11 protein-coding genes are annotated in these 20,038 nt (G+C 50.6%); all 11 read right to left on the reverse strand.

Features of this window, described 5'->3' with window-relative positions:
- Positions 1-13: 13 nt before the first annotated feature.
- Genes PSE_RS13845 through PSE_RS13895 form a run of 11 tightly spaced genes read right to left on the reverse strand, consistent with a single transcriptional unit; the run spans position 14 to position 20,008 of the window.
- The gene (locus PSE_RS13845; protein WP_014285427.1) at positions 14-3,163 is read right to left on the reverse strand and encodes a hypothetical protein; all 3,150 of its coding nucleotides are present in this window, start codon (positions 3,161-3,163) and stop codon (positions 14-16) included.
- A gap of 30 nt (positions 3,164-3,193) precedes the next feature.
- Positions 3,194-6,457, reverse strand: a complete 3,264-nt coding sequence (locus PSE_RS13850; protein ID WP_041768495.1) for a hypothetical protein — start codon at positions 6,455-6,457, stop codon at positions 3,194-3,196.
- 46 nt (positions 6,458-6,503) lie between these two features.
- Entirely contained in the window at positions 6,504-9,242 is a 2,739-nt protein-coding gene (locus tag PSE_RS13855) for a hypothetical protein (protein WP_051125914.1), read from the reverse strand.
- Positions 9,243-9,293: 51 nt separating this feature from the next.
- On the reverse strand, positions 9,294-12,923 hold the full coding sequence (gene tssM, locus PSE_RS13860) for a type VI secretion system membrane subunit TssM (RefSeq protein ID WP_014285430.1): 3,630 nt from the start codon (positions 12,921-12,923) through the stop codon (positions 9,294-9,296).
- A complete protein-coding gene (gene icmH / locus PSE_RS13865; protein ID WP_041768497.1) occupies positions 12,920-14,341 on the reverse strand; it encodes a type IVB secretion system protein IcmH/DotU in 1,422 nt (473 codons plus the stop codon). The genes tssM and icmH overlap by 4 nt, the downstream gene beginning before the upstream one ends.
- Positions 14,342-14,369: 28 nt before the next feature.
- A complete protein-coding gene (gene tssK / locus PSE_RS13870) occupies positions 14,370-15,707 on the reverse strand; it encodes a type VI secretion system baseplate subunit TssK (RefSeq protein WP_014285432.1) in 1,338 nt (445 codons plus the stop codon).
- Positions 15,707-16,201, reverse strand: a complete 495-nt coding sequence (gene tssJ, locus PSE_RS13875) for a type VI secretion system lipoprotein TssJ (protein ID WP_041768498.1) — start codon at positions 16,199-16,201, stop codon at positions 15,707-15,709. Before tssJ ends, tssK begins: the two co-directional genes overlap by 1 nt.
- Positions 16,191-17,006: an FHA domain-containing protein gene (locus PSE_RS13880; RefSeq protein ID WP_208997937.1), complete on the reverse strand. Its 816-nt coding sequence runs from the start codon at positions 17,004-17,006 to the stop codon at positions 16,191-16,193. Before PSE_RS13880 ends, tssJ begins: the two co-directional genes overlap by 11 nt.
- Positions 17,007-17,010: 4 nt before the next feature.
- Positions 17,011-17,301, reverse strand: coding sequence for a PAAR domain-containing protein (locus tag PSE_RS13885; protein WP_037035904.1), 291 nt, complete (start codon positions 17,299-17,301; stop codon positions 17,011-17,013).
- Positions 17,298-17,891, reverse strand: a complete 594-nt coding sequence (locus tag PSE_RS13890) for a hypothetical protein (protein ID WP_008546483.1) — start codon at positions 17,889-17,891, stop codon at positions 17,298-17,300. The genes PSE_RS13885 and PSE_RS13890 overlap by 4 nt, the downstream gene beginning before the upstream one ends.
- 8 nt (positions 17,892-17,899) lie before the next feature.
- Positions 17,900-20,008, reverse strand: coding sequence for a type VI secretion system Vgr family protein (locus tag PSE_RS13895; protein WP_014285436.1), 2,109 nt, complete (start codon positions 20,006-20,008; stop codon positions 17,900-17,902).
- Positions 20,009-20,038 lie beyond the last annotated feature (30 nt).

Raw genomic sequence — 20,038 nt, forward strand, 5'->3', positions numbered from 1 at the left:
AGTTATTTCATTGCTATGCGGTGTTATAGAGCTTCAGGTCCGCTGTAATCTCACGATGCACCAGCTCAATCTGCGCAGACATTGCATCTACAACAGCTTCCATCTCTGAGTGACGCTCACCAGCGGTCCATTTCTCAACCTTCGGATCAGTTGGCTTGGCAGCCACAGGTGAGTAGGCATCCAAAGCCTTCTTCAGATTTTCCAGTTCAGTATCCACCTGAGTGGCATACTCAACAACAGCTTTCATGCCATCAGGCTTACTGAGCTGCTCATCGCGTACTTCTGGGTACTTGAACGGATCACCATGACACAGATTGTGCAACTCTTTGATGGACCGGTCGATATTCGGTGTCAGCCGACTATCCTGCGACATCCGTGGATAAGCACGGGTAATTGCTGCTTTCTTGAACAGGAACCAGGACTTCAACGTCAGATCCGGCGTGCAAGGATGCCAGTTCTCGACTTTTGGAACACGGCGTAGGACCACGGGGTCATCGCTGTAAAGTGTCTCAAAATACCGGACAACAGCGGAGCAAACATCAGTGCTGGAAACCAGCACCTCTGGTGTCAGACCGCAGTTTCGTCCAACCTGACGGGCAATAGGGTCTTTCTCCTCCACGATACCATAGGCAAGCACACACTTAGCGAGTGTAGAGTTGCCGGCAATCGCGGCGCGGGCAGCCTTACGGTTGGCAGGGTCTTTGCGGGCTTCCTGATACTTCTTCCAACCATAAATGATCTTCGCGCGGCCATAAGTTTTGTAGCCGAAGTCAGAAAGTGCACGGCCCATGTTCATACCGGCAGAAATCCCGGCAGAAGCTTGGGTTGCGTCAGCCAGACGCGCGATCTCGGCAGCCACACCAACAACAGAGAAGAACGTATTGAGCGTCTTTTGGCTCACCTGAATGGCAGCCTGCGTATGGCGCTCTTTGATCGCATGGTAGTAAACTGAGTTACTAGCTTCCGCGAGATTGACGTTCTTCCGCCATTTCTCAACTTCAGCTGATTTTTTAGCCAGTGCAATCGCATCCATGGTCAGCTTGCGAATGGCTTCCGCAAGACCTGTGACCGGGAAGATGGTCGTGACCGCTTTCACACCACCATTGGCGATGGTTTCGATCATTTTCATCTTCATCTGAGAAGCCTTGATATCTGCAAGCAGAATATCGATCGCTTTCAAAGATTTCTCGACGGCCTTCGCATCATTTGGATCTTCAGGAGACGAAGCTTCTTCGATCAGCTGTTGCAGCGCTTTATGCTCTTCTTCCGCTTCCTTCTCGATCTTATCCATGTACTCCTTGCGTTCTTTTGGATCAGCGAGTTTCGTCTTCAGATCAGCAAGAGCGTTGCCTGTCTTTTGTTCTTCGATTTTTTTCAGCGCAGCAGCCGTGTTCTTCTTGACGATCTCTGCGTCTTTCTCATCGCGGCCCGGCTTCTGCAGTTTGCCGATACCGCCAGTCAGCAGAGCATTGACGTTTGCCATGATGTCATCATCAGAAAGCAGCGCCATGCTCTTTTCAACGCTTTGCACACCAGCACTTGGACCAGCAAGCTTCAGCTTTTTCTCAAGAATTTGCTGTGGGGTCAGGCCTTCTGTTTCCGCTTCGCCTTCTTCCGTCAGCTCACCTTGGTCAGGCTGGATCTTTCCGGAGATCGCATCACCGATGGCATCAGATCCAGTTGCACTGGCAAGGTTCGCAAGACCACCCGTCAGCGCCTCAGCAAAGGCCTGATAGTCACCATCAATCAGTGCTTTCGTGGCTGCCCCGGCATCCGTCGTGGCAATCATCGCGGCTTTAAGAGCCTCACCAACAATTTCAGGTGTCGAGGACTCTGTTCCACTCAATTGTGCACCGGATGAAATCGTCGTGCTCAAGGAATCTGCCAGTGTTCCAATAATGGACATGACAGCTTCCTGCGCACCTTCTTTATCCGGTGCCTGAGTGGCCTGAAGGATCTTTTCAGAAACGCGGCCACCAGCCATGGCAACGTCAATCAGGCCGGATATGCCTTCAAAAATGTTGCCGTGATCGTCTTCGCCTTTTCTATCTGAAGCAGATTTGTCAAAGGCAGCACCAACAGAAAGAACATTCTTGATCTGCTCACCAATCAGCTCTCCCGCTTCATTGGCAAAACTTAGCTTATCCGCCGCGGTCTTACCTTTCTGTTCGGAAAAGACGATACCTTTCTCAGCTGCTGCCAGACCTGTATCGAGCAGAGTGGTTGTTGCAGTGAACAGGGCCCGCTGCTCGGCAACCCAGTTCGCGTCTTTGGAAAGGTTGTCACTCAGAGAGTTCAAGGCATTGTCGATGTTGGAAACCTTCTGAAGCTGATCTCCATAAGATCCGGCTTCCTTCGCCGCCTTTAGCACATCTTCCGAACTTGCGTTCGCATCCATATTGAGCGACTTGCGTAGGTCTCCAGTCACCTGACCTTTCTGATTGTTCAGAACTTCCTGCTTGGCAGAAATCTGGTCTTTATCTGGTGCACCTTCTGCCACTGTGTTCAGGTTGGCCAAGGTGATGGCATTGGACCCGATGGAAGTAGCAAGAGTAACCACATCACGCGCAAAGCCGATTGCCTCAAGCGCATTCTCATGTTTGGAGGCTGTCTCGCTATGCTCTTCGAGTTTTTGCTCGTAGATCTTGGAGCCGCCTTTGAACATCTTCTCAAACTGGCTGTATCTGGAAGGCACCAGATTGGAAGGAATAATCCCTTCACGCACCAGAGGTGTCCAAAGCTCTCGTGTAATGTCCTCTTCAGAGAACATATCGTTACCGTCTTTGTCTTTTGCGGCGATCATCTCAGCCTGACGAGCCAGAATGCGCTCGAAAGCGGCATTCAGCTTTTTCAGCGTTTCAGCATTGATCTCACCACTGTCAGCGCGAATATCAGCACGGGTATCGATTTCTGTCTGCATATCCCCGGTCATCCAGGGCATCTTGGTGCCAGAGCCGGGAAGTTTGAACCACTTCTCATTCCGCGCCAGCGTGACTTCAAAATTCTGGGCCTCGCGAATGGTTTCCTTGTCCCCATCCAGCTTGGTCATAATGTCATTCAATCGGCCAGCTTTGGCGGCAACACGCTCGGAGTTTTGTTCAAACTCACCGGCGCCTTGTTGCGCTGTTTTGAGCCAATCAAGCTGCTTTGAGGTAAAAGTCATGACAAACTCCAAATCACAGAGGAGAACGGGTTAAGCTGTGTAGGCTTTCAGATCTGAGTTCACATCTCGAAGGATCAGTGTGGCCTGCGCTTTCAAAGCATCAGCGACTTCCGACATTTCGACATGCAACTTTCCACCTTGCCACGCCTGAGTTTTAGGATCTTTCGGCTCAGCGTTGACCGGCCGGAATCCTTTGAACTCTTTCTCAAGGGTTTCCAGATGCTTTTTCACGTCGGTGGCCAAAGTGACGATCTTTGCCTGCCACGCTTCATCGGACATCAGATCATCACGTACGGATGGGTAATTGAAAGGGTCACCACCACACAGCGTGTGAAGTCCCTTCAAGGCCTGATCAATGGCCGGTGTCTTACAAGAAGCCTTCGCCATCAGCGGGTAAGCCTTTGTGGAGGCCGCACGCTTGAAGCTGAACCAGCTCTTGAGGGTAAGGTCAGGTGTACCTGGATGCCAGTTGGTGACCTTTGGAACGCGGCGAAGAACAACAGGGTCTTCGCTATAAAGTGTCTCGAAGTAGCGGACCACCGCTGCACAAACATCTGAGTTGGAAACAAGTACTTCAGGCGTCAGGCCGCAGTTCCGACCAACCTGTTGTGCAATCGGATCGCGCTCCTCAACAATGCCATAGGCCAGCACGCACTTGGCAAGCGTGGAGTTCCATGCAATAGCTTCACGAGCCTTCTTGCGGTTCTCTGGGTTTTTGCGCGCATCAAGATACTTCCGCCAACCAAAGACAATCTTTGCACGGCCATAGGTCTTGTAACCGAAGTCAGAAAGAGCCTGACCCATGTTCTTGACCATCGACATGCCGGTGGCGGCCTGTGTTGAGTCAGCAAGACGAGCAGCTTCAGTTGCAACGCCAATCATGGACAAGAACGTATTGATCGTCTTCTGGCTCACCTGAACAGCTGCTTGCGTATGGCGTTCTTTACAAGCGTGGTAGTAGGGTGAGTTTGAGGTTTGTGCCATCTTCACATTGCGGCGCCATTTCTCAACCTCAGCTGCCTTCTTACCAAGGGCGATTGCATCAAAAGCAAGCTTTCTACAAGCCTCGACCATCCCTGTAGCTGGCACAACGCGCACAAGCACTTGAACGCCGCCCTTGGCGATTTTCTCAATCAACTTGTACTGCATCTCAGAAGCCTTGATGTCTGCAATCAACTTCTCAACGGCTTCCATCGATTTAGCAAGCGCCTCGCCATCCTTCGGATCGGGAGGAGGGGAGGCTTCCGCGATTAGGTTCTTGAGAGCCTTGGTTTCAGCTTCCACGTCCGCTTCGAGTTGCGCCATAAACTCTTCGCGGTCCTTCTTTTTTGATTGTTTCTTTTTGAAGTCAGCAAGAGCATCCCATGATTTCTTGGCTTCAAGTTTCTGGATTGCGGCATTGGTGCGCTTCAGCGTTTCCGCATCCATCTTCTTCTTTTCATTCGCCTCGCGAAAAGCGTCCTGCATCTCACGCATATTGTTGGTGATTGTGTGCAGGTAGCTTGGATCCTGAAATCCATCGAGAAATTTTTCTCGCTCCGTTCGCACAAAAGCACAGCCAGACCGATCCAGTTTCCGTGCCATCAACTCGCGGGGAGTGAGATTGCCGAGCTCTTCTTTTTCTTCTTCAGTGTTTAGAGCAAGGTCAGGTTTAGCCATAGCGGCGAGGGGGCCTGTAGTCGCAGATGAGGCAGCCTGCATGAGACCCAGAACTAGAGATTCTCCGAAGGCTTTGTAATCTTTATCTTTTATCGCCTTGATGGCTGTGCCGACATTAACGCCTGCTACAAAAAATGCCTTGATTGAAACACCGATAAGCTCGGTCTGGTCAGCTGCATTTCCAGGACCTGGACCGGAATCGGGATCACCATAGGCGAACGTCTTACGTTCATCTTTGAGAGTGTGTTTGGAATCTTCTTTGCCGGTATCGACGTATCCCTGAACATCACCTGCTGCAAAAAGCGCTTCAGCGATTGTATCGGCAACTGAACCAGCAATCTGTAAAACAGCATTTTCTATTTCTTTAGTGGTTTTTGCTTGTGTTGCTAATACAATTTTCCGCGCAACCTGATTGGCCTCAATAGCTGCAGTGATAGCGCCAGATGCGTAAGACAGGTTCTGGAGAGTTTCCTTATCAGCTGCGCCTGCAAACTCAATTTTGTCTGTTGTTTGATGTTCTTCGTGCTCATAGGTTTTGCTGGTTGCTTCCAACGCAAGTTTCACCTGACTGGCAACGACGTCTGCCGCATCTTGTGCAAATGCAAGAGTGTTCCTCGCATTCTTTTCCCTATCTGCGAACTGGATGCCTTTCTCAGCCATGGCCAGACCACCATCCAACAAAGAGGTGGACATGGTCAGCAAAGCCTTCTCTTCTTCGAAGAGCTTGGTTTGCCCCATCAGCTGTTCAACCAGCTGTGTTTGAGCGAGTTCAACATTCTGGTAGCTTTGGATTTCACAGGCGTACTTGCCATCTGGGGCCGCTGCAGCAGCATCCAGGACTTCTCCATCTGTTGTATTCGGTCCAAGTTTCAACTTAGTGCGAAGATCACCTGCAATCTGATCCTGCTTGCTTTTGAGAACCTGACGCTTGGCGGCAATCTCGCGCTTTTCTGCCAATGACTGAGATTGGTCCTCAAAGTTTGCAATTGTAATCGCAGTGCTGCCAACGGTACCGGCCAATGAGACCACATCCCGCGCAAAGCCAATAGCCTCGAGGGTATTTTCATATCTGGAAGCTGTTTCACTGTGCTGTTCAAGCTTGTTCTCGTAAATCTCCGAAGCGCCCTGAAACATCTGCACAAACTGGCTGTACTTATCCGGAACCAGGTTGGAAGGGATGATCCCTTGACGAACTAAAGGAGTCCACAGCTCACGGGTGATGTCCTCATCCGTGAAAAGTCGTGTTTTTCCATCCTTCTTTTTGGCAGCAAGCATTTCTGCCTGCCTCTGAAGGATTTTGTCGAATGCAATGTTTAATGCATCAACATTTTCGGCAGGGATCAGGGGTGTTTCGGAGGTCACATCGGCATAGGAGTCGACCTCTGTCTGCATGTCACCCGTCATAAAATCCATTTTGGTTTTCTGCAGCTTCCGCTTGAAGAAACCAGGATCACGAGCCAGTTCAATCTGGAAATCCTGAGCCTTTTGGATGACTGCTTTGTCTGCATCCAATTTGGCTAAAATATTGGTCAGTTCTGCAGATTTCTTCTCGTCGTTTTCGCTATCTGCTTCGAAGCTCTCAACACCGCCCTGGGCTTGAGAAAGCCATTCGATCTGGGAGGGAGTTAAAGACATAACAAACTCCACGATGAGGCCGTTTTCGGCCCTTCTTGTTTATATTTTAGCCGCCAAGCGACAGAAGTTTCACTTCAAGCTGGACCAGCTCAGGGCGCAGAATGTTCAGATCATTCGGCAGATCACTGAACGGATGCCGCATATAGAGCTGAATAGCCTTACTGTTATCGAGCTGCGCAATCAGTGGACGAACCTGCCTAAGGGCGTTCTCACGGGCCTTTTTGCGCTCTTTCAGGTCTTTTGACTTGTCAGCGATCACAGCAACATTCTTCGGCAGTTCTGCAAGAGCCAGAGGCTGTGAAATACTTGAAGTAAACTTACGCAGAGCCGCCACATCCACGACTTCTTCACCTTTATCTTGCTTGCCTATCACCGCATTCACAAATGTGTTGTCAATGTACTTTTTGGCTTTCTCAAGACATGTGATGCAGTTGTCAGAGAACTTGGAAATGTCCTTGGCAATGTCTTCGCGGAAACCGGTGATTTCACTGCGCATTGCATCCAGAGCACTTTCCAGCTCTTTCAGCTTAGCAAGGTTCTCTTTATGCGAATGAGACGCATCTGAGTTCTCTTCAAGATCCGCAATTTCAAGCCGAAGTTCCTTCAGCCGTGAGGTATCGAACTTGCTTGGATCAACACGTTCAACACCCTTGTAGTAGGCAAGGATACGCTTGATGGAGATGTCTTTCGACGTCATCATATCCAGCTCATCTTTGAGCGGGCCAGACTTGGCAAGGAAGGCTTCCTTCGCTTCCTTCTGCTCTTTCTTGCGGGCAACACCCTTCTTGTAGTCGTCTTCCAGCTTCTTGAAGTGTTTCAACTCTTCAGCGCTGAAACGATCTGCATCGGTGATCTTCTCACCTTTAGCTTCCATTTCAGCAAGCTTATGTAGGTGACTCAGCTGGCCTTCCAACTCAAGCACGAAACGATCAACACGGAAGATCAGGCGGTTTGCCAGATCCAGCGAGTGAGCGAGTTCATCGTTCGTGGTTGCGTTATAGGCAAGGTCTTTCGCCTGATCGAAGTATAGATCCAGATCACCATGATATTGCTTGATCTCATCGGGGGCAAAGAGAGAACCGATTGTCTTAGCAAGTTTAGGGTCAGCCTTGCCCATTTGAGAGAGCAGCTTAGGTATCTCCATAAACTGGCCCTCAATAAAATAGACTTTACTATCGAACAACTCGCGATTCTTCACCGCTTTTCGAACGCCTTCCTCAAGCGGATGAAGCTGCTTGGCTTCCATATCAGTGCAAACCGCCAAAGCCTTTTCAATATTCATTGAGAGAGCTTCGTCCTCCAGCTCATCGATGTCATCCTTCAGGCGCAGGCGTTCTTCAATGTAGTAAGCGCCTTCTTTACCTTTCGAGATTTTGTCGATTTTCTCGCGAAGTTTATCGAGGTTTTTAGTGAGTTTTTTGTAACCACCTGGATCTTTCTGAATTCCAGACAGAATCGCTTCTGCTCTCAAAAACTCTTCAACTGCGACATTTTCCACACCGGTAACACCAGAGGCCTTCAGTTCATCTAGGAAGTCAAAGGTTTCAAGCAGACTATCGATGGTCTTGCGAGGTATCTCCTTGGCATCTTTCGGACGCCGAGGGATCTGGATCATCACATCCTTATCCAAACCAGGAATATCCCCCGCACGCTTAACTGCGCGGCGCTCATCCGGTTTAGTGACAAGATTGCCGTCCTTGTCATAAAGAACCAGTTTCTTCAGATCATTACGGAAGCGCTCAGTCCGTTCACTTAGTTGAGCGGTATCCCACTTTTCTTCCTTCCGCATGCTGTTCTTATGCGCTGCAGAAGCTTTGAGGGACGTCAACAAACTGCGAATGGTTGGAACTGTATGGGCAGAGTCGGCCATGTACTTGTCGAGGTCAGACTCAACATTCCCAGCAGCATCCGTTAAACCTGAGTTTCTCAAACTGGTTGAAAGCTTCTGAATATGAGTTTTAAGCTGATTGAACTCAACAACGGCTGCCACCGCCATCTCAGTCTCATAAAGCAGGATTTCCCATGCTGGGTCGTTTTTGCCTAATTTGGCAGCTCTGACATCCTTCAAGGTCTTGCCAAGTCGCTCTGCCGGACCGGAAAAGCCGATAGCAGTCATGGCTTTAATACCATGACCGACATCCATCACATAGTCCTTTAGCTCTGCTGGAACTGGTGGCTCTGCAGGCTGGCTTTTGGCGGCAGCGACAACGCCTTGCCAAAGCGTCTGCATGTCATCAATGGCAGCTTCTGCATCCAATAGGCTGTTGTGCGCACCGTCTGTATCTTTGGTTTTGATTTCCAAAGCAGCGGCCTGGATAAGCGCCTTCGCGTTTTCATAGCTCTTATCAAAAGCGATCGCTTCACTTGGGTACTTCTCAAAATCCTTCTTATGCCCATAAACAGAGTTCAATCGTTCCAAAAGCTGCTTGCTTTGAGTTGCAAGTGCCGCCATAGCGTCTGAATCTGTGTCTTCATTCTCATGGACAAAGTGATCTTTGACGTCTGCTTTCAGGTCCGTCAGCTGAGCAGAAACGTCTTTGAGTTTTTCATCACTCTCTTGCTTAATGCGCTCAGCAGTTGCTTCAGTAACTGCAGCGCCAACCTTCTTGTCGTCTTCAGCTTTGGTTTTCGCAGTGGCCTGCGCAATCTCTTTTTCTTCTTTTTCTTTGATTGCGGCAGCTGTCTCACGTTCAGCCTCTTCCTTTTCCTTAAAGGTCCAGCCAAGAGCTTTATAAACCGCTTGCACCCATTGGAGTTGTTCGGGTGTTAGTTGATCGTCAGACATTCGAGGCTCCACTCAGTATTGTTATTTTTGAGAACCACTTAACCTGGTGTTCTAGGTGTTGAGCTCCTTGGGGCAGGTAAAATTCTGAAGTAGCCTTGCGGAGAATGGATTGTTCACGCTGTTCGCGATGAGATTGAAGGTGGCAAAACGATTTCCAAGCGAAAATCTCACCTTGTATTGATCAGGTATATCGGTCTTCGTTACGCGTGCCTTTTCCAATAATCTAAAGAGGGACCAAGGTCCGCTGAGGTTGATGGAGTTTGCTTCTCCGGCAATCTCAGGAAAAAATGCCAAGCTAGCAGAAGGGACGCCATCGCCGGGCCAACTCAGTTCAATGGGGCGAGACGGACCATGTGCATAGCTTACTGTTGTCCCATCCACGGTGAGCGCAACACGGGTAGATCCGATATCCAGATCCAGTGGGGTCATCGTGAATGCAACAGATGGTTTATCCCCCCCATTTGCGAAATATGCGTTGCGAATATCGTTAGCTTTTTCGAAGACTTGAAGGCTGTCTTTGGAGACGCCAATCCGCGCATTCTCACCATCTCTCCATTTCCAAGGCGTACTGGAGGTATCGACGAAGGATTTGATGTTGGTATTGAAAAACGCTTCAATCTTACCGCCGGGTTTAAATAGGGTCGAAAAATCATCCAGCATGACAGCAGCTTGTTGACCATCTGTCACCGGATACCGATTTGTCAGAGCTGAACTGCAAAGCGGCAAAACTTCAGAATCCCATGCAGCATTGATTGCTTTTTGTGCATCATTAGACGTCACCTGAGATGAAAACTGAAGCATCTCCTGTATCCAGCTCTGCAATGGCATCGGCAGGTTTGGAGCCTCGTCCTTAAGCGTCTTAACCGCATCACTACCGCCACCCAATATGTAGCTAAGCGCATCCTGCTGACTATTGTTGGCAAGTAGAATTCGGTTCAGTTCACGATAAAGATCAGTGACTTGCATCAACAACGCATCTAAGGGCGTCGTGCCACTGCCGCTGCCCAATGTATAGTTATCAAGGGCCTCAAACCTGGACTGAACGGATGACCCAGGAGGTGCAGTTCTTGGACCACCTTCACGGGTCGGGACAGCTTGACCAAGAACTTCAACCAGCTGCTGCTGTCTCAGATTGGTTGTTGCGCGGGCTTCTTCCTCTGCAATCCGTGCAGCACCACCAGCCACGTTCTGAGCAATGCCAGTGGCGCTGGAAGGGGCTTCAGTGCGGGTTAGCTGGGTTTGTTCTGCAACAGAAACAAGCATGTTACGGATTGGCGAGTTTGGACCGGATGCGGTGTTAATGACGTCAGTGGCTTGTGCGAGACTTCCGAATTTCACGATCCGCAGGTCTGCCAACATCGCATCCCACATACGTGCATAGTCATCCAGATAAAGCCCAAGGACACCGCGTTCGATACGGGTAACCGTCTCTTCCTTATTCTCAAGCTGCCCGTTGGGACCCAGCACCCAGCTTTCTCGAACGAAGCTCTGAATGCTGTCCACCAGTTGAGGCAGGAAGACACCGTGGAAACCATCATAGGTGTAAAGTCCAGGGATTCCTTCGGTTAACGGTTTCCCTGAGGAGCGGGTAAAGACGCGTGTTGTGGCAGAACCGCCAGCTTCATCAGGACGCCATTCAGGTAGGTTCTGTGCAGCTTGTCCGGCCTTGATAAAGGAGTAGGCGAGCTCTGCAATTGGCTGCGCATTCAGGATTTCCCGAACCTGGCTAACCAACTGTGTATTCACATCAATTCGAACCTTGAAAGGTTGTTGAAGCAAAGCGGCAAGGTGATTGGAGAGCTGTTCGCGTTCCGTGACCTGACGTGGATCACTGTAGAGCGTTTGCCAGTCTGTTTCTTCCCAACGCTGAATGATTTCAGGTTCAATCGGTCCTTTATCAGCAAGCTCGAGATAGATGCGCAAAGCCTCGAACAGAAACTCAGGATTGTCGATGTTCGCAACCATTTGCTGCTCAAGACGCAACATCATACGGGGACGGAGATAGCGTTCTAGCCCGTTGTGATAAAGCGCGTCAGCATCCTCAGCGACAATCGGAATCTGGTTAAGACCCCAACGCTCATTCTGCGGTGGTTTCTCCTGCTGATCAGAGTACCCTCCGGGCAGATCACGAAGATAGTTTAGCAGCGGCAACACAGCCAGATAGTTCGCATCATTCACACGCACCGCATCAATACGATCTGCAAATTTTGGAAACTCTTTCAGGTCCGCATTCGCGCGATTGATGATGTTTTCCTGATTAAGCTCATAGCTGATGACCCAGACGGTTGTTAGGAATGCCAGAGCTATAAAGCAAGCGGCCAGTGAAAGACGTTTCCTGATCTTTTGCTTGCGCATTACTTGCTTGCTTTCGCCTGCAAGGTTGCCCTCACCAAAAATCAGGTCAAAGAACAAACGCTCGAGGAAATAGGAATGCCGCTCATATGGCGCTGAGGGAAGGGCTTGCCGGCCAACCCCATAAGCCTGCGCAATAGAACCCGCCAACAGATCGACAGGCTGCCCTTCTTGAGTTGCTGAGGTGAAGTAAACACCACGCAGGAAGCTACGATCTTCATAACGATTGGGCCGGAACATCTCAGTAAGAAAATCGTTCAGCACCGTCTGCAAAGATGCCATTTGCTGCGGGAAGCTGAAGATCAGACTTCTGTGTTGAATGTCGGTTTCTTTATTGAGGTAGTCGTATACACGCGAGTTGAGCTGCTCCATCAGCAGCTCGTATTCCTCGTCAAAGTGACTGATCGCATTCTCTGAGGATTTCCCGTCATCAACAGGGAAGGTCATACCCCAAACCTGATGCCGTTCATCACGACCAAGGATCTGGAAGTAATCCGTAAAACCAGCGATCAGATCCAGTTTGGTGAACATCACATAGATCGGAAATCTAAGCCCCAGCTGTTTCTCAGCTTCTTTGACGCGTTGCTTGACTGTCCGGGCCATATCAAGGCGCTGGTCAGACCTCAACGTAACCAGTTTTGCCAGATTGATCGCAATGATCATGCCGTTGAGCGGCTGGCGACGACGATTTTTCTTGATCAAAGTGAGAAGCGTGTTCCAGCCGGACGCATCAATGATCTCGTCCTGATCCTGCATCGTGTAACGACCAGCACTGTCCACGATAATTGCGTTATTGCTGAACCAGTACTCACACTCCGCCGTCGGCTCCACGGTCGCAGCATCCACTTTCTGACCCAGCTTGTGAGCCAATGGAAACTTCATGCCTGACCGGAGTAGGGCAGTGGTCTTGCCGGATTCTTCCGGACCAATCATCAGATACCACGGAAGCTGGTAGATAACGCGGCGCCCGAGCTTTCCGTCAACACTGGCTGTTTTAAGAATGTTCAGGCTCTTTTCCACCTTGGTGGTTACAAGAGCAGCCTCGTTCTTTGCTAGCTCGTCTGGGTCGACCTCAGGCTCTTCTTCCTCTTCTTCCTCTTCGTTTTTCGCCTCAGCTTCCCGCGCGCGGCGAGATAAGCGTGCAATGTTGATAGCCGCCCAAATCATGAGCAGGCCCATCACGACCAGCATACGCACCACAGCCATCGCAAATGGTTTGGCACCAAATATGGAAAGGCTTGGACCATAGATCCAGACAACCGCACACAGGATCAGTGTGATGAGGAGTGTAACGAACCAGAAGGGGAAAAAGCGTTTGAGTCTACTCATTGCTGACCTCCCTGGCCAGTGCTAGGGATCAGCGTAATATCAATGCGCCTGTTCTGCGCACGCCCTTCAGCCGTTGCATTGGAAGCAATAGGGTCAGCAGAACCTCTGCCAATGGCCCTTACACGGTTCTTGTCAGACAGACGAACCTTGATCAGATCAGCCACAGTCTGCGCGCGAGCTTTGGAAAGCGCCACATTGTTTCTGAATTGGGCATTTCGGATCGGAATGTTGTCAGAGTATCCAACCACATTGATCCTGCCCGGACGTGTGTTGAGCGCCTCAGCCACACGGTTCACAACTGGAATAAACCGGGCTGTCAACGTATCGCGTGCTGTCGCAAACATACCTGAACCGGTCAGACGGATAACAACATTCCCATTGGCATTCATCACAACCACGAGGCCTTGCTGGATTTCAGTGGCAAGGAAGGCACTGATTTGCTGATACGCCGTTGAACTGCGAACAACCTGTGGTGATGAAGGACTACCCGGTGTGCCCGGAGTAGCCTGCTGCTGAGGCAGGTTAGGCAATGCTGCGCGTGGTGGTGCCGGTTGATGCGTCAGATCGATTGGACTGGTGTTGATGAGGGATTCATACTGAAATGCAATACGCTCACTCTTCTCACCAAGCCAGAACAGCAATATGCCGTAAATCAGCAGTCCGAGCACAGCAGCACCGAAGAAGATCCCCCAGACCGGAATAGACCACTTCAGCGGCCTGTAGGCATCCTCAACACCGCGCCAATGGGGGGAAAGGTCAGTTTCCTGATCTCCACGTAAGGAGCGAATGAGGCGAGAGATACCATAGCGCAGCCGCGACATGGTGTTGGTGCCTTGCGGCATGATCCGCAAGCGACCTTCAAACCCGAGTGAAATACAAAGATACAACAACTCCAGAAGATCTTTGTCACGACTTGGATTGGCCTGCGTCTTCCTCAATAGATCATAAAATCTGTCACCACCGGACACGTCCTTATGGAAATTGCTCACAAGGCTCTGAGTTGCCCAGATACTGCGGCTCCCCCAGGGGGTGTTGAGAATGATGTCATCAAGCGTGGCACAGAGAACATAGCGTGCAATGCGAATGGTCTTGGACGAGAGGCCACCCAGCATCGAGTTGTGCTCAAAAGCGCGGATTTCAGAGATAACGTGAGACCGAAGAGCATTTACATCCCGGTGCTGCGCATGGTTCCGCAAGCGTGCGGCAAGCGCAAGCAAGCTGCTTGCGGCTTTCACGAGCGCATTGTTACCAAGGGGCACGAACTGAATGTCATCCGCCCCGAGGAACCAGTAGCCTGCAGGGGTTTGAGCCGGAAGATTGGTGGCACCCGGCTCCATATGATCCGGATTAGGGGCATCAGTAGAGATGACAGTGTCGATCGAGTCCACCGAAAGGGCAGTGAAATCCTTCTTTGCCATAATCTCAGCTCCTCTGTCCGTTCATCGCCTACTGCTCTCTGATCGCCCAGAGTTCCATCACAAGTTTCGGGAAGTCGCCCGCAACATGCAGCGCAAGGCCGCCTGAAACGCGGATTTCGTCCCAATGTGATGAGGCCGGATCCAGTTCGAAATATGCTGTGCCCGTGTGATACGGGATCTGTCGTGGCGCAACCGGCAACTGCTTCACCGCAATGCCTGCCAGCGCCGAGTTCACAAAGTCGCGGATTTGCTCCACTGAGCCGATCGTGATCTGACCTGGGAAGTGACGATTGATCACCTCAGATGGCAGATCAGCACTAACAGCAAGAACAAAGCGCGCTGACTTGATCAGGCTGCGGTCGAGCAACATACCAACCCGCACACCGTACTTGCGCTCCTCCAGTGGGATCGGAACAGCTGTCTGCTCCAGAACCGCTGAAAGATGCTGCCTCAAATGGGCAATAACCGGCGCAAAAGACTCTGTCAGAGCCTCATGGCGGTAGGGTTGAAGCGTCGAGGGTCGCCGTGCCGCCGCTGTAAATGTCGCCAGTTCACCCACCAGCTGAATGGAGATGCGATAGAGCGCTTCCGGATGAAGGGAGGGCGTCTGAGCAAAGTGTGCGTAAAGTGGCTCGTATCGATTGACCGTCTGCAAAAGCAGGAAGTCAGAAATCTCTGCAACACCCTTGCTGCCAGAGTTGGAGACACGGCCCGCCAAAGCATCTGCACGGTGACTCAGCATGCCCCAGATTTCGCGAATATAGCCGTAAAGCACTGAAGAGGAATGTGCGGCAAGGCAAGTGGAGATGTACTCGTCATCCAAGATCACTTGCTTATCAGCCCGCACCTCAATCACACGTGCAATAGGCAGGCAGATCCAGCCATCCAGATCCTCAAAGTCAAACTTGAAAGTAAAACGCAGACGTCCGGTTTCCATCTGCACGCTGGCATCACTGCCAGTAATGGCATCCCGCGCTTCAGATTCATGCACCACATAACGCGCTGCAGTTTCCTGAACGCCTGGATACTCGTACTCATAAGCGCCGGGTTGCCGAATGGGCAGAGCTAAATAGATGACAGAGTTTTTAACGCTCTCAGGCACTGGGATGGACGCAGGAGCGTCACATTCCTGTGGCATCTTGAAGGGTGTTCCATCCGGCATGACGCCGCTGGCAAAATTGAGCGCGAATTGTCCTAGTTTCAGAGCTTCCTGATTGATTTTCAGCTCTGTATGCCCCCATGGGTGAGGGCGAATGCTCGAGATACTGTCACTGACCAGCTGTTCCAGATAGCGATCATGCTGCTGAAAATGCTGCGGCTGTAGAAACAGGCCTTCTGACCAGACAACTTTGTTATGAGTGGTCATTAATAGAACCATCCTTCTTTTACTGTCTTGTCGGGCTGCAGAGTAATTTCAAGCTTGCTCAAGTAAGCGATGAGGCTCGATGGTTTGTTGTTTGGAACCATAATCACCGAGCTCCAGGTCCCTGTATCCACTTTCCGAAAGGCACCAAGCACAGCAACGAAAGCCACACTCGGATCAACCTTGACTGCTACCTTCATGATCTTTCCGGGAGCTATGAAAACTTCCTTCATATCCAGCAGGTTTTTGCCGAGAACTTGGTCTCCTTTTTCAAACAGAGTGAAAAAGTCATGAGTTTTAAACTCGGCATCAGAAGTAAGATAAAAGATCTTGACCTGAACAGGTGTCGACATGCCTTCTGCGTTCTGGTTCAGTTCCTTGTCCGCGATGACAGTAGTCGTGATCATGACAGGCATAGGCATCTCGGCGGAGCAGGAAGCCAGGCCGATACTCAAAAGCAAAATGTACGCAATGCGTTTGATGTGGCTAATCGTCATGTGGTTTACGAGCTTTGTTCTCAATGTCTTTTTTCGGTTCTACATCCCAGTCCTCCGGAATGGTCTGGTGATGCGTTCTAGGTAATTTAAAGGCGTCAGATTCAGTACGATTGTGGTCCCAGGCACTTGCACCTTCTTCGCTGGAAATGCCGCTGTCGCTTTCAAAAGGTACAGAGCTTGAGTATTTGTAACCTTCAAAGCCATAACTCACTGGTGGAATTGGCTCTTTTCCTTCGCTAGCAGGATAGGAGTCCAGCGTTTCAGTAGCTTTGCGAAGGATGGACTCAGGAGACTCAAGCGGGTCATTCAGAACTTCAGAGAGTTCGTCCTCAGAAGACACAATCTGGTCATCAACCCAGTCATCATCTTCACTCTCAAGTTCTTTGGGAAGCAGATCCGCAAGTGGATCAGGATTTTCTGGAGCATCCAGGAAATCATCGGTTTTCAGCCGTGCATCGGCACCTTCGGGCAGAAACTGGGTGCTGATGTAATAGCCGCCAATGCGGATGATGTCGCCTTCCTCCAAACCACAAGCTTCGCCGTTCGGAATAGGCTCATCCCAGTCATTGACGAATGTTCCGTTGGAGCTAGTGTCAACAACGCGATACCCGCCTTCATGCCACTCAATAATGCAATGACGGCGTGACAATTGGTTTGCAGGATCGGGAAGTATCCAATCCGCAGTACTGCCACGTCCTATAACGCAGCGTTCCTGTCGCAATATGCGCGTGCATTTTCCTGTATCGACCAACTCATGCCCCTTGGTCAAAATGAGTACTAAAACGATGCTCGTGTTATCAGCCATATCCTCAGCCCCCGATAAGTACTGTGGGCCAGCCAAGGATGATGGTGCCGCCATGGGCAGTGACATCCAGCATACGCGCCGCCGGCAATCCGACGATCAAAGTGGTGACACTGCCTTTCATTATCGTGTCCGGAGGCCCAACGCAGACGCACATATCCGACATGCGTGCCGCCGGAAGGTTCCCGATTAAGACGGTTGGCGCTCCTAGGGATATCGGGCCTCCAACGTGAGGAACGATACCGTTCACCATTGGACAGACATGCATGTCTGTCATACGTGCTGCCGGGAAACTCATAGGGCCTCTATTTCATTATCTGCGAGTGCTCGTCCCAACTTGAAAGCTTTGACTAAGAACTCTTTGGGGTCCTCCACGTTGCTGTCATATACAGACAAAACTATAGATGACCCTACGGCAATACTAGTTAGGTTTTCTGGGGGAGGCGCAGGATCGAACTCGGGGGAACCCATACTTCCACCGCTCCATCCCGCTGCTGCAGCAGCCAGACAAGCGGCAGTTTTGTATCCTCCGTCATCGGCAATTTTCATTGCTGCACGACGCAGGTCTTCTTCAGGTTTTCGGACCCAGTCTTCCGCAGCTTTCAGCGCTATTTCCTCATCATCCGTAGGCACGGTACCTTCCGGAAAGGACGCTCTGCTGACTTGACTGGCCCACCACACTGCACGCGGTTTACTCAGGGCGTGAGCAAGTACCTTCACGGCATCTGACAGGAGTTCTGCATCCGCCAGGGTATCCACAACTTCGATAGAAGACTTGTTATCTTCTACAAGTGGTGTTGCCTCATCTCCAAGTTCTAAAGGTCTCTTTTCGAGTAGTTCCTTGTAGGAATTGAGGAGCAATGTAGTATTTGTCACACTATTTTCCATAATGCGCCTCAATTAATCTTGACGAGGGCACCTTGTACCGTCGTGATGCCAGCACCTTTTAAGGTGGTCAGAGTTCCGTCGACGGTCGCCTGAACATCACCCTTAACGGTCACCATCAAACCTTTCAGCTCTGCCTGAGCCGCTTCCAGTTTGAGAGAACTTGGGCCAGCTGTCAGAGTGATCGACATGGGATCCATTTTGATTGAGCTGCCGCCGCACGTCAGTTCGATGGCCTGCGTGCCAGACACTTTGACCGAACCGGCTGAGGCGTCGACTTTCACATCACCAGTTTGCGAGGTGACACCGATGTCTTTCATTGCTTCAACAGTCTGCGCGCCTTGTTTCATGGAGATCGACTGATCACCACTCTCAACCGTGATGGTGTGATTGCCGGATTTGACGGACAGGGCGTCATCTTTTTCAACCGTGGTCGTGCGGCCACCGGTCTTGATGGTGTAGGTCTCGTCACCTTGATCAACGGTCAGGCTACGGTTGTTGTAAACCTCGATGGTCTGATCACCATCCTCCTGCTTGTCGAACCCGATCTTGACCGTCTCGTTGTTCTTGACGGTTCGCTCGTAGTCCTTCTCAGCGGTAAGCTGAACGAGTTCTTCGTCCTTTTTGTCTTCAAACAGGAACTCGTTGTTACCTCCGCCTTCTTTGGAGGTTTCACTCTTGATCGTGGATTTGGTTGCTTCACTGGGAAGGTCATAGGGAACAGTCTGCTCGCCATTATAGACACTGCCTACCACAATAGGGCGGTCAGGATTTCCATCCAGGAAGTCGATAAGAACCTCCTGTCCTACGCGTGGAATGTGTAAGCCCCCCCAACTCTTACCGGCCCACATCTGAGCAACGCGTACCCAGCAGGATGACTTGTCGTCGTTCTGGCCGTCACGGTCCCAATGGAATTGTACCTTGATCCGGCCATACTCATCAGTCCAGATCTCTTCACCATCTGCACCTGTAACAACAGCAGACTGCAGGCCGCTCATGTTTGGCCAGGGTGTCGTCGAGGCTCTGCGGTACTGAACACTGGAGTCGATCGCTTCGATCTCATAGGTGATTGCATCGTAGAACTCTTGTTCCTCGTCACGCGCAAACTCGATAGAGACCTCGCAAACAGCCTTGGTAATCAGATACTCTTTTTCCTGACTTGGATCGTCTGGGAACTTGTCCAGTTTGAAGAGATAGCCGGGGCGTAGGCCTCGCGCGTTACCGCGGGCATAAACCTTGGCGTAGGCGGCTGAAGCTTCTTCCACGCGTATTTTCGCACGCTTTTCACCTGCACTGACTTCTTCATAATCGCCGGGATACATGTAGCGCGTGCGACCAGAAAGCTGATGCGATTTCTTATCGCTTGCGTTGGCTTTCAAATCACTGGTTGGCTTTGTGAAGTCATAGTCGTTGATCTCTACTTCATCAGTCTGGATCTCTTCGTTATGTCGCCAGTCCCAAAGGTGGTCTGCTGCTCGGCGGAAGTGATCTTCCTCTGAATAGAATGGAAGACTTGACTCGCCTTTGATGTCCTCGTGCGCACTATACGCATCCGCAAGAATCATAGTGTGCTGGCCGTCTTCATGTTCGAAGTAGTAGTAAATACCTTCCTGTTCCATGAGTCGGCAGACAAAGTTGAAGTCACTCTCTTGAAACTGCACACAATAGGGGCGAGGATCGTAACTGTCGCTCAGTTTGTTCTTGAAGTCCGTAAACCCAGCATCCTGGAACACTTCCTTCAAAATATCCGGTGTCGACTTTTCCTGAAAAATTCGGCAGTTGCTGGTCAGTGTCAAAAACCAGAGCCACGGGCGCACTAAAAGTCGATATGTCGAGTATCCGTGATCCTGACCGGTATAGATTGCTTTGGTCACAAATCCGTTCAGATATTGATCTGAAGACAGACTGGTGCCAGAGACCTTTTTCATTTCCAAAGTGAGGGACTGCCCAAGCATTTTATCGAGGGGCAGGTCATGTTCAAATGATCGGCAATCGACGACCATTTCATAAAGCTCACTCATTTCGCTGGTCATTTTCATCTTCCAAAGATGGAAGCTGTCATCTCCGCCATCGAAATTGATCGTGAACAGCCGGTTCTCAGTTACTTTGCTTGCACACATTCCAGGACCTGCCTATCTCAAAATCGGGTT

The organism is Pseudovibrio sp. FO-BEG1, from assembly GCF_000236645.1.
In the GTDB taxonomy this organism is placed as follows: Bacteria; Pseudomonadota; Alphaproteobacteria; order Rhizobiales; family Stappiaceae; genus Pseudovibrio.

Excerpts from the sequence above, each read along its gene's own strand:
- PSE_RS13850 (WP_041768495.1), bottom strand. The coding sequence starts at position 6,457 with ATGTCTTTAACTCCCTCCCAGATCGAATGGCTTTCTCAAGCCCAGGGC.
- PSE_RS13880 (WP_208997937.1), bottom strand. The coding sequence starts at position 17,006 with ATGGCTGATAACACGAGCATCGTTTTAGTACTCATTTTGACCAAGGGG.
- tssM (WP_014285430.1), bottom strand. The coding sequence starts at position 12,923 with ATGAGTAGACTCAAACGCTTTTTCCCCTTCTGGTTCGTTACACTCCTC.
- PSE_RS13895 (WP_014285436.1), bottom strand. The coding sequence starts at position 20,008 with ATGTGTGCAAGCAAAGTAACTGAGAACCGGCTGTTCACGATCAATTTC.
- PSE_RS13890 (WP_008546483.1), bottom strand. The coding sequence starts at position 17,891 with ATGGAAAATAGTGTGACAAATACTACATTGCTCCTCAATTCCTACAAG.
- PSE_RS13855 (WP_051125914.1), bottom strand. The coding sequence starts at position 9,242 with ATGTCTGACGATCAACTAACACCCGAACAACTCCAATGGGTGCAAGCG.
- PSE_RS13845 (WP_014285427.1), bottom strand. The coding sequence starts at position 3,163 with ATGACTTTTACCTCAAAGCAGCTTGATTGGCTCAAAACAGCGCAACAA.
- tssJ (WP_041768498.1), bottom strand. The coding sequence starts at position 16,201 with ATGACGATTAGCCACATCAAACGCATTGCGTACATTTTGCTTTTGAGT.
- tssK (WP_014285432.1), bottom strand. The coding sequence starts at position 15,707 with ATGACCACTCATAACAAAGTTGTCTGGTCAGAAGGCCTGTTTCTACAG.
- PSE_RS13885 (WP_037035904.1), bottom strand. The coding sequence starts at position 17,301 with ATGAGTTTCCCGGCAGCACGTATGACAGACATGCATGTCTGTCCAATG.
- icmH (WP_041768497.1), bottom strand. The coding sequence starts at position 14,341 with ATGGCAAAGAAGGATTTCACTGCCCTTTCGGTGGACTCGATCGACACT.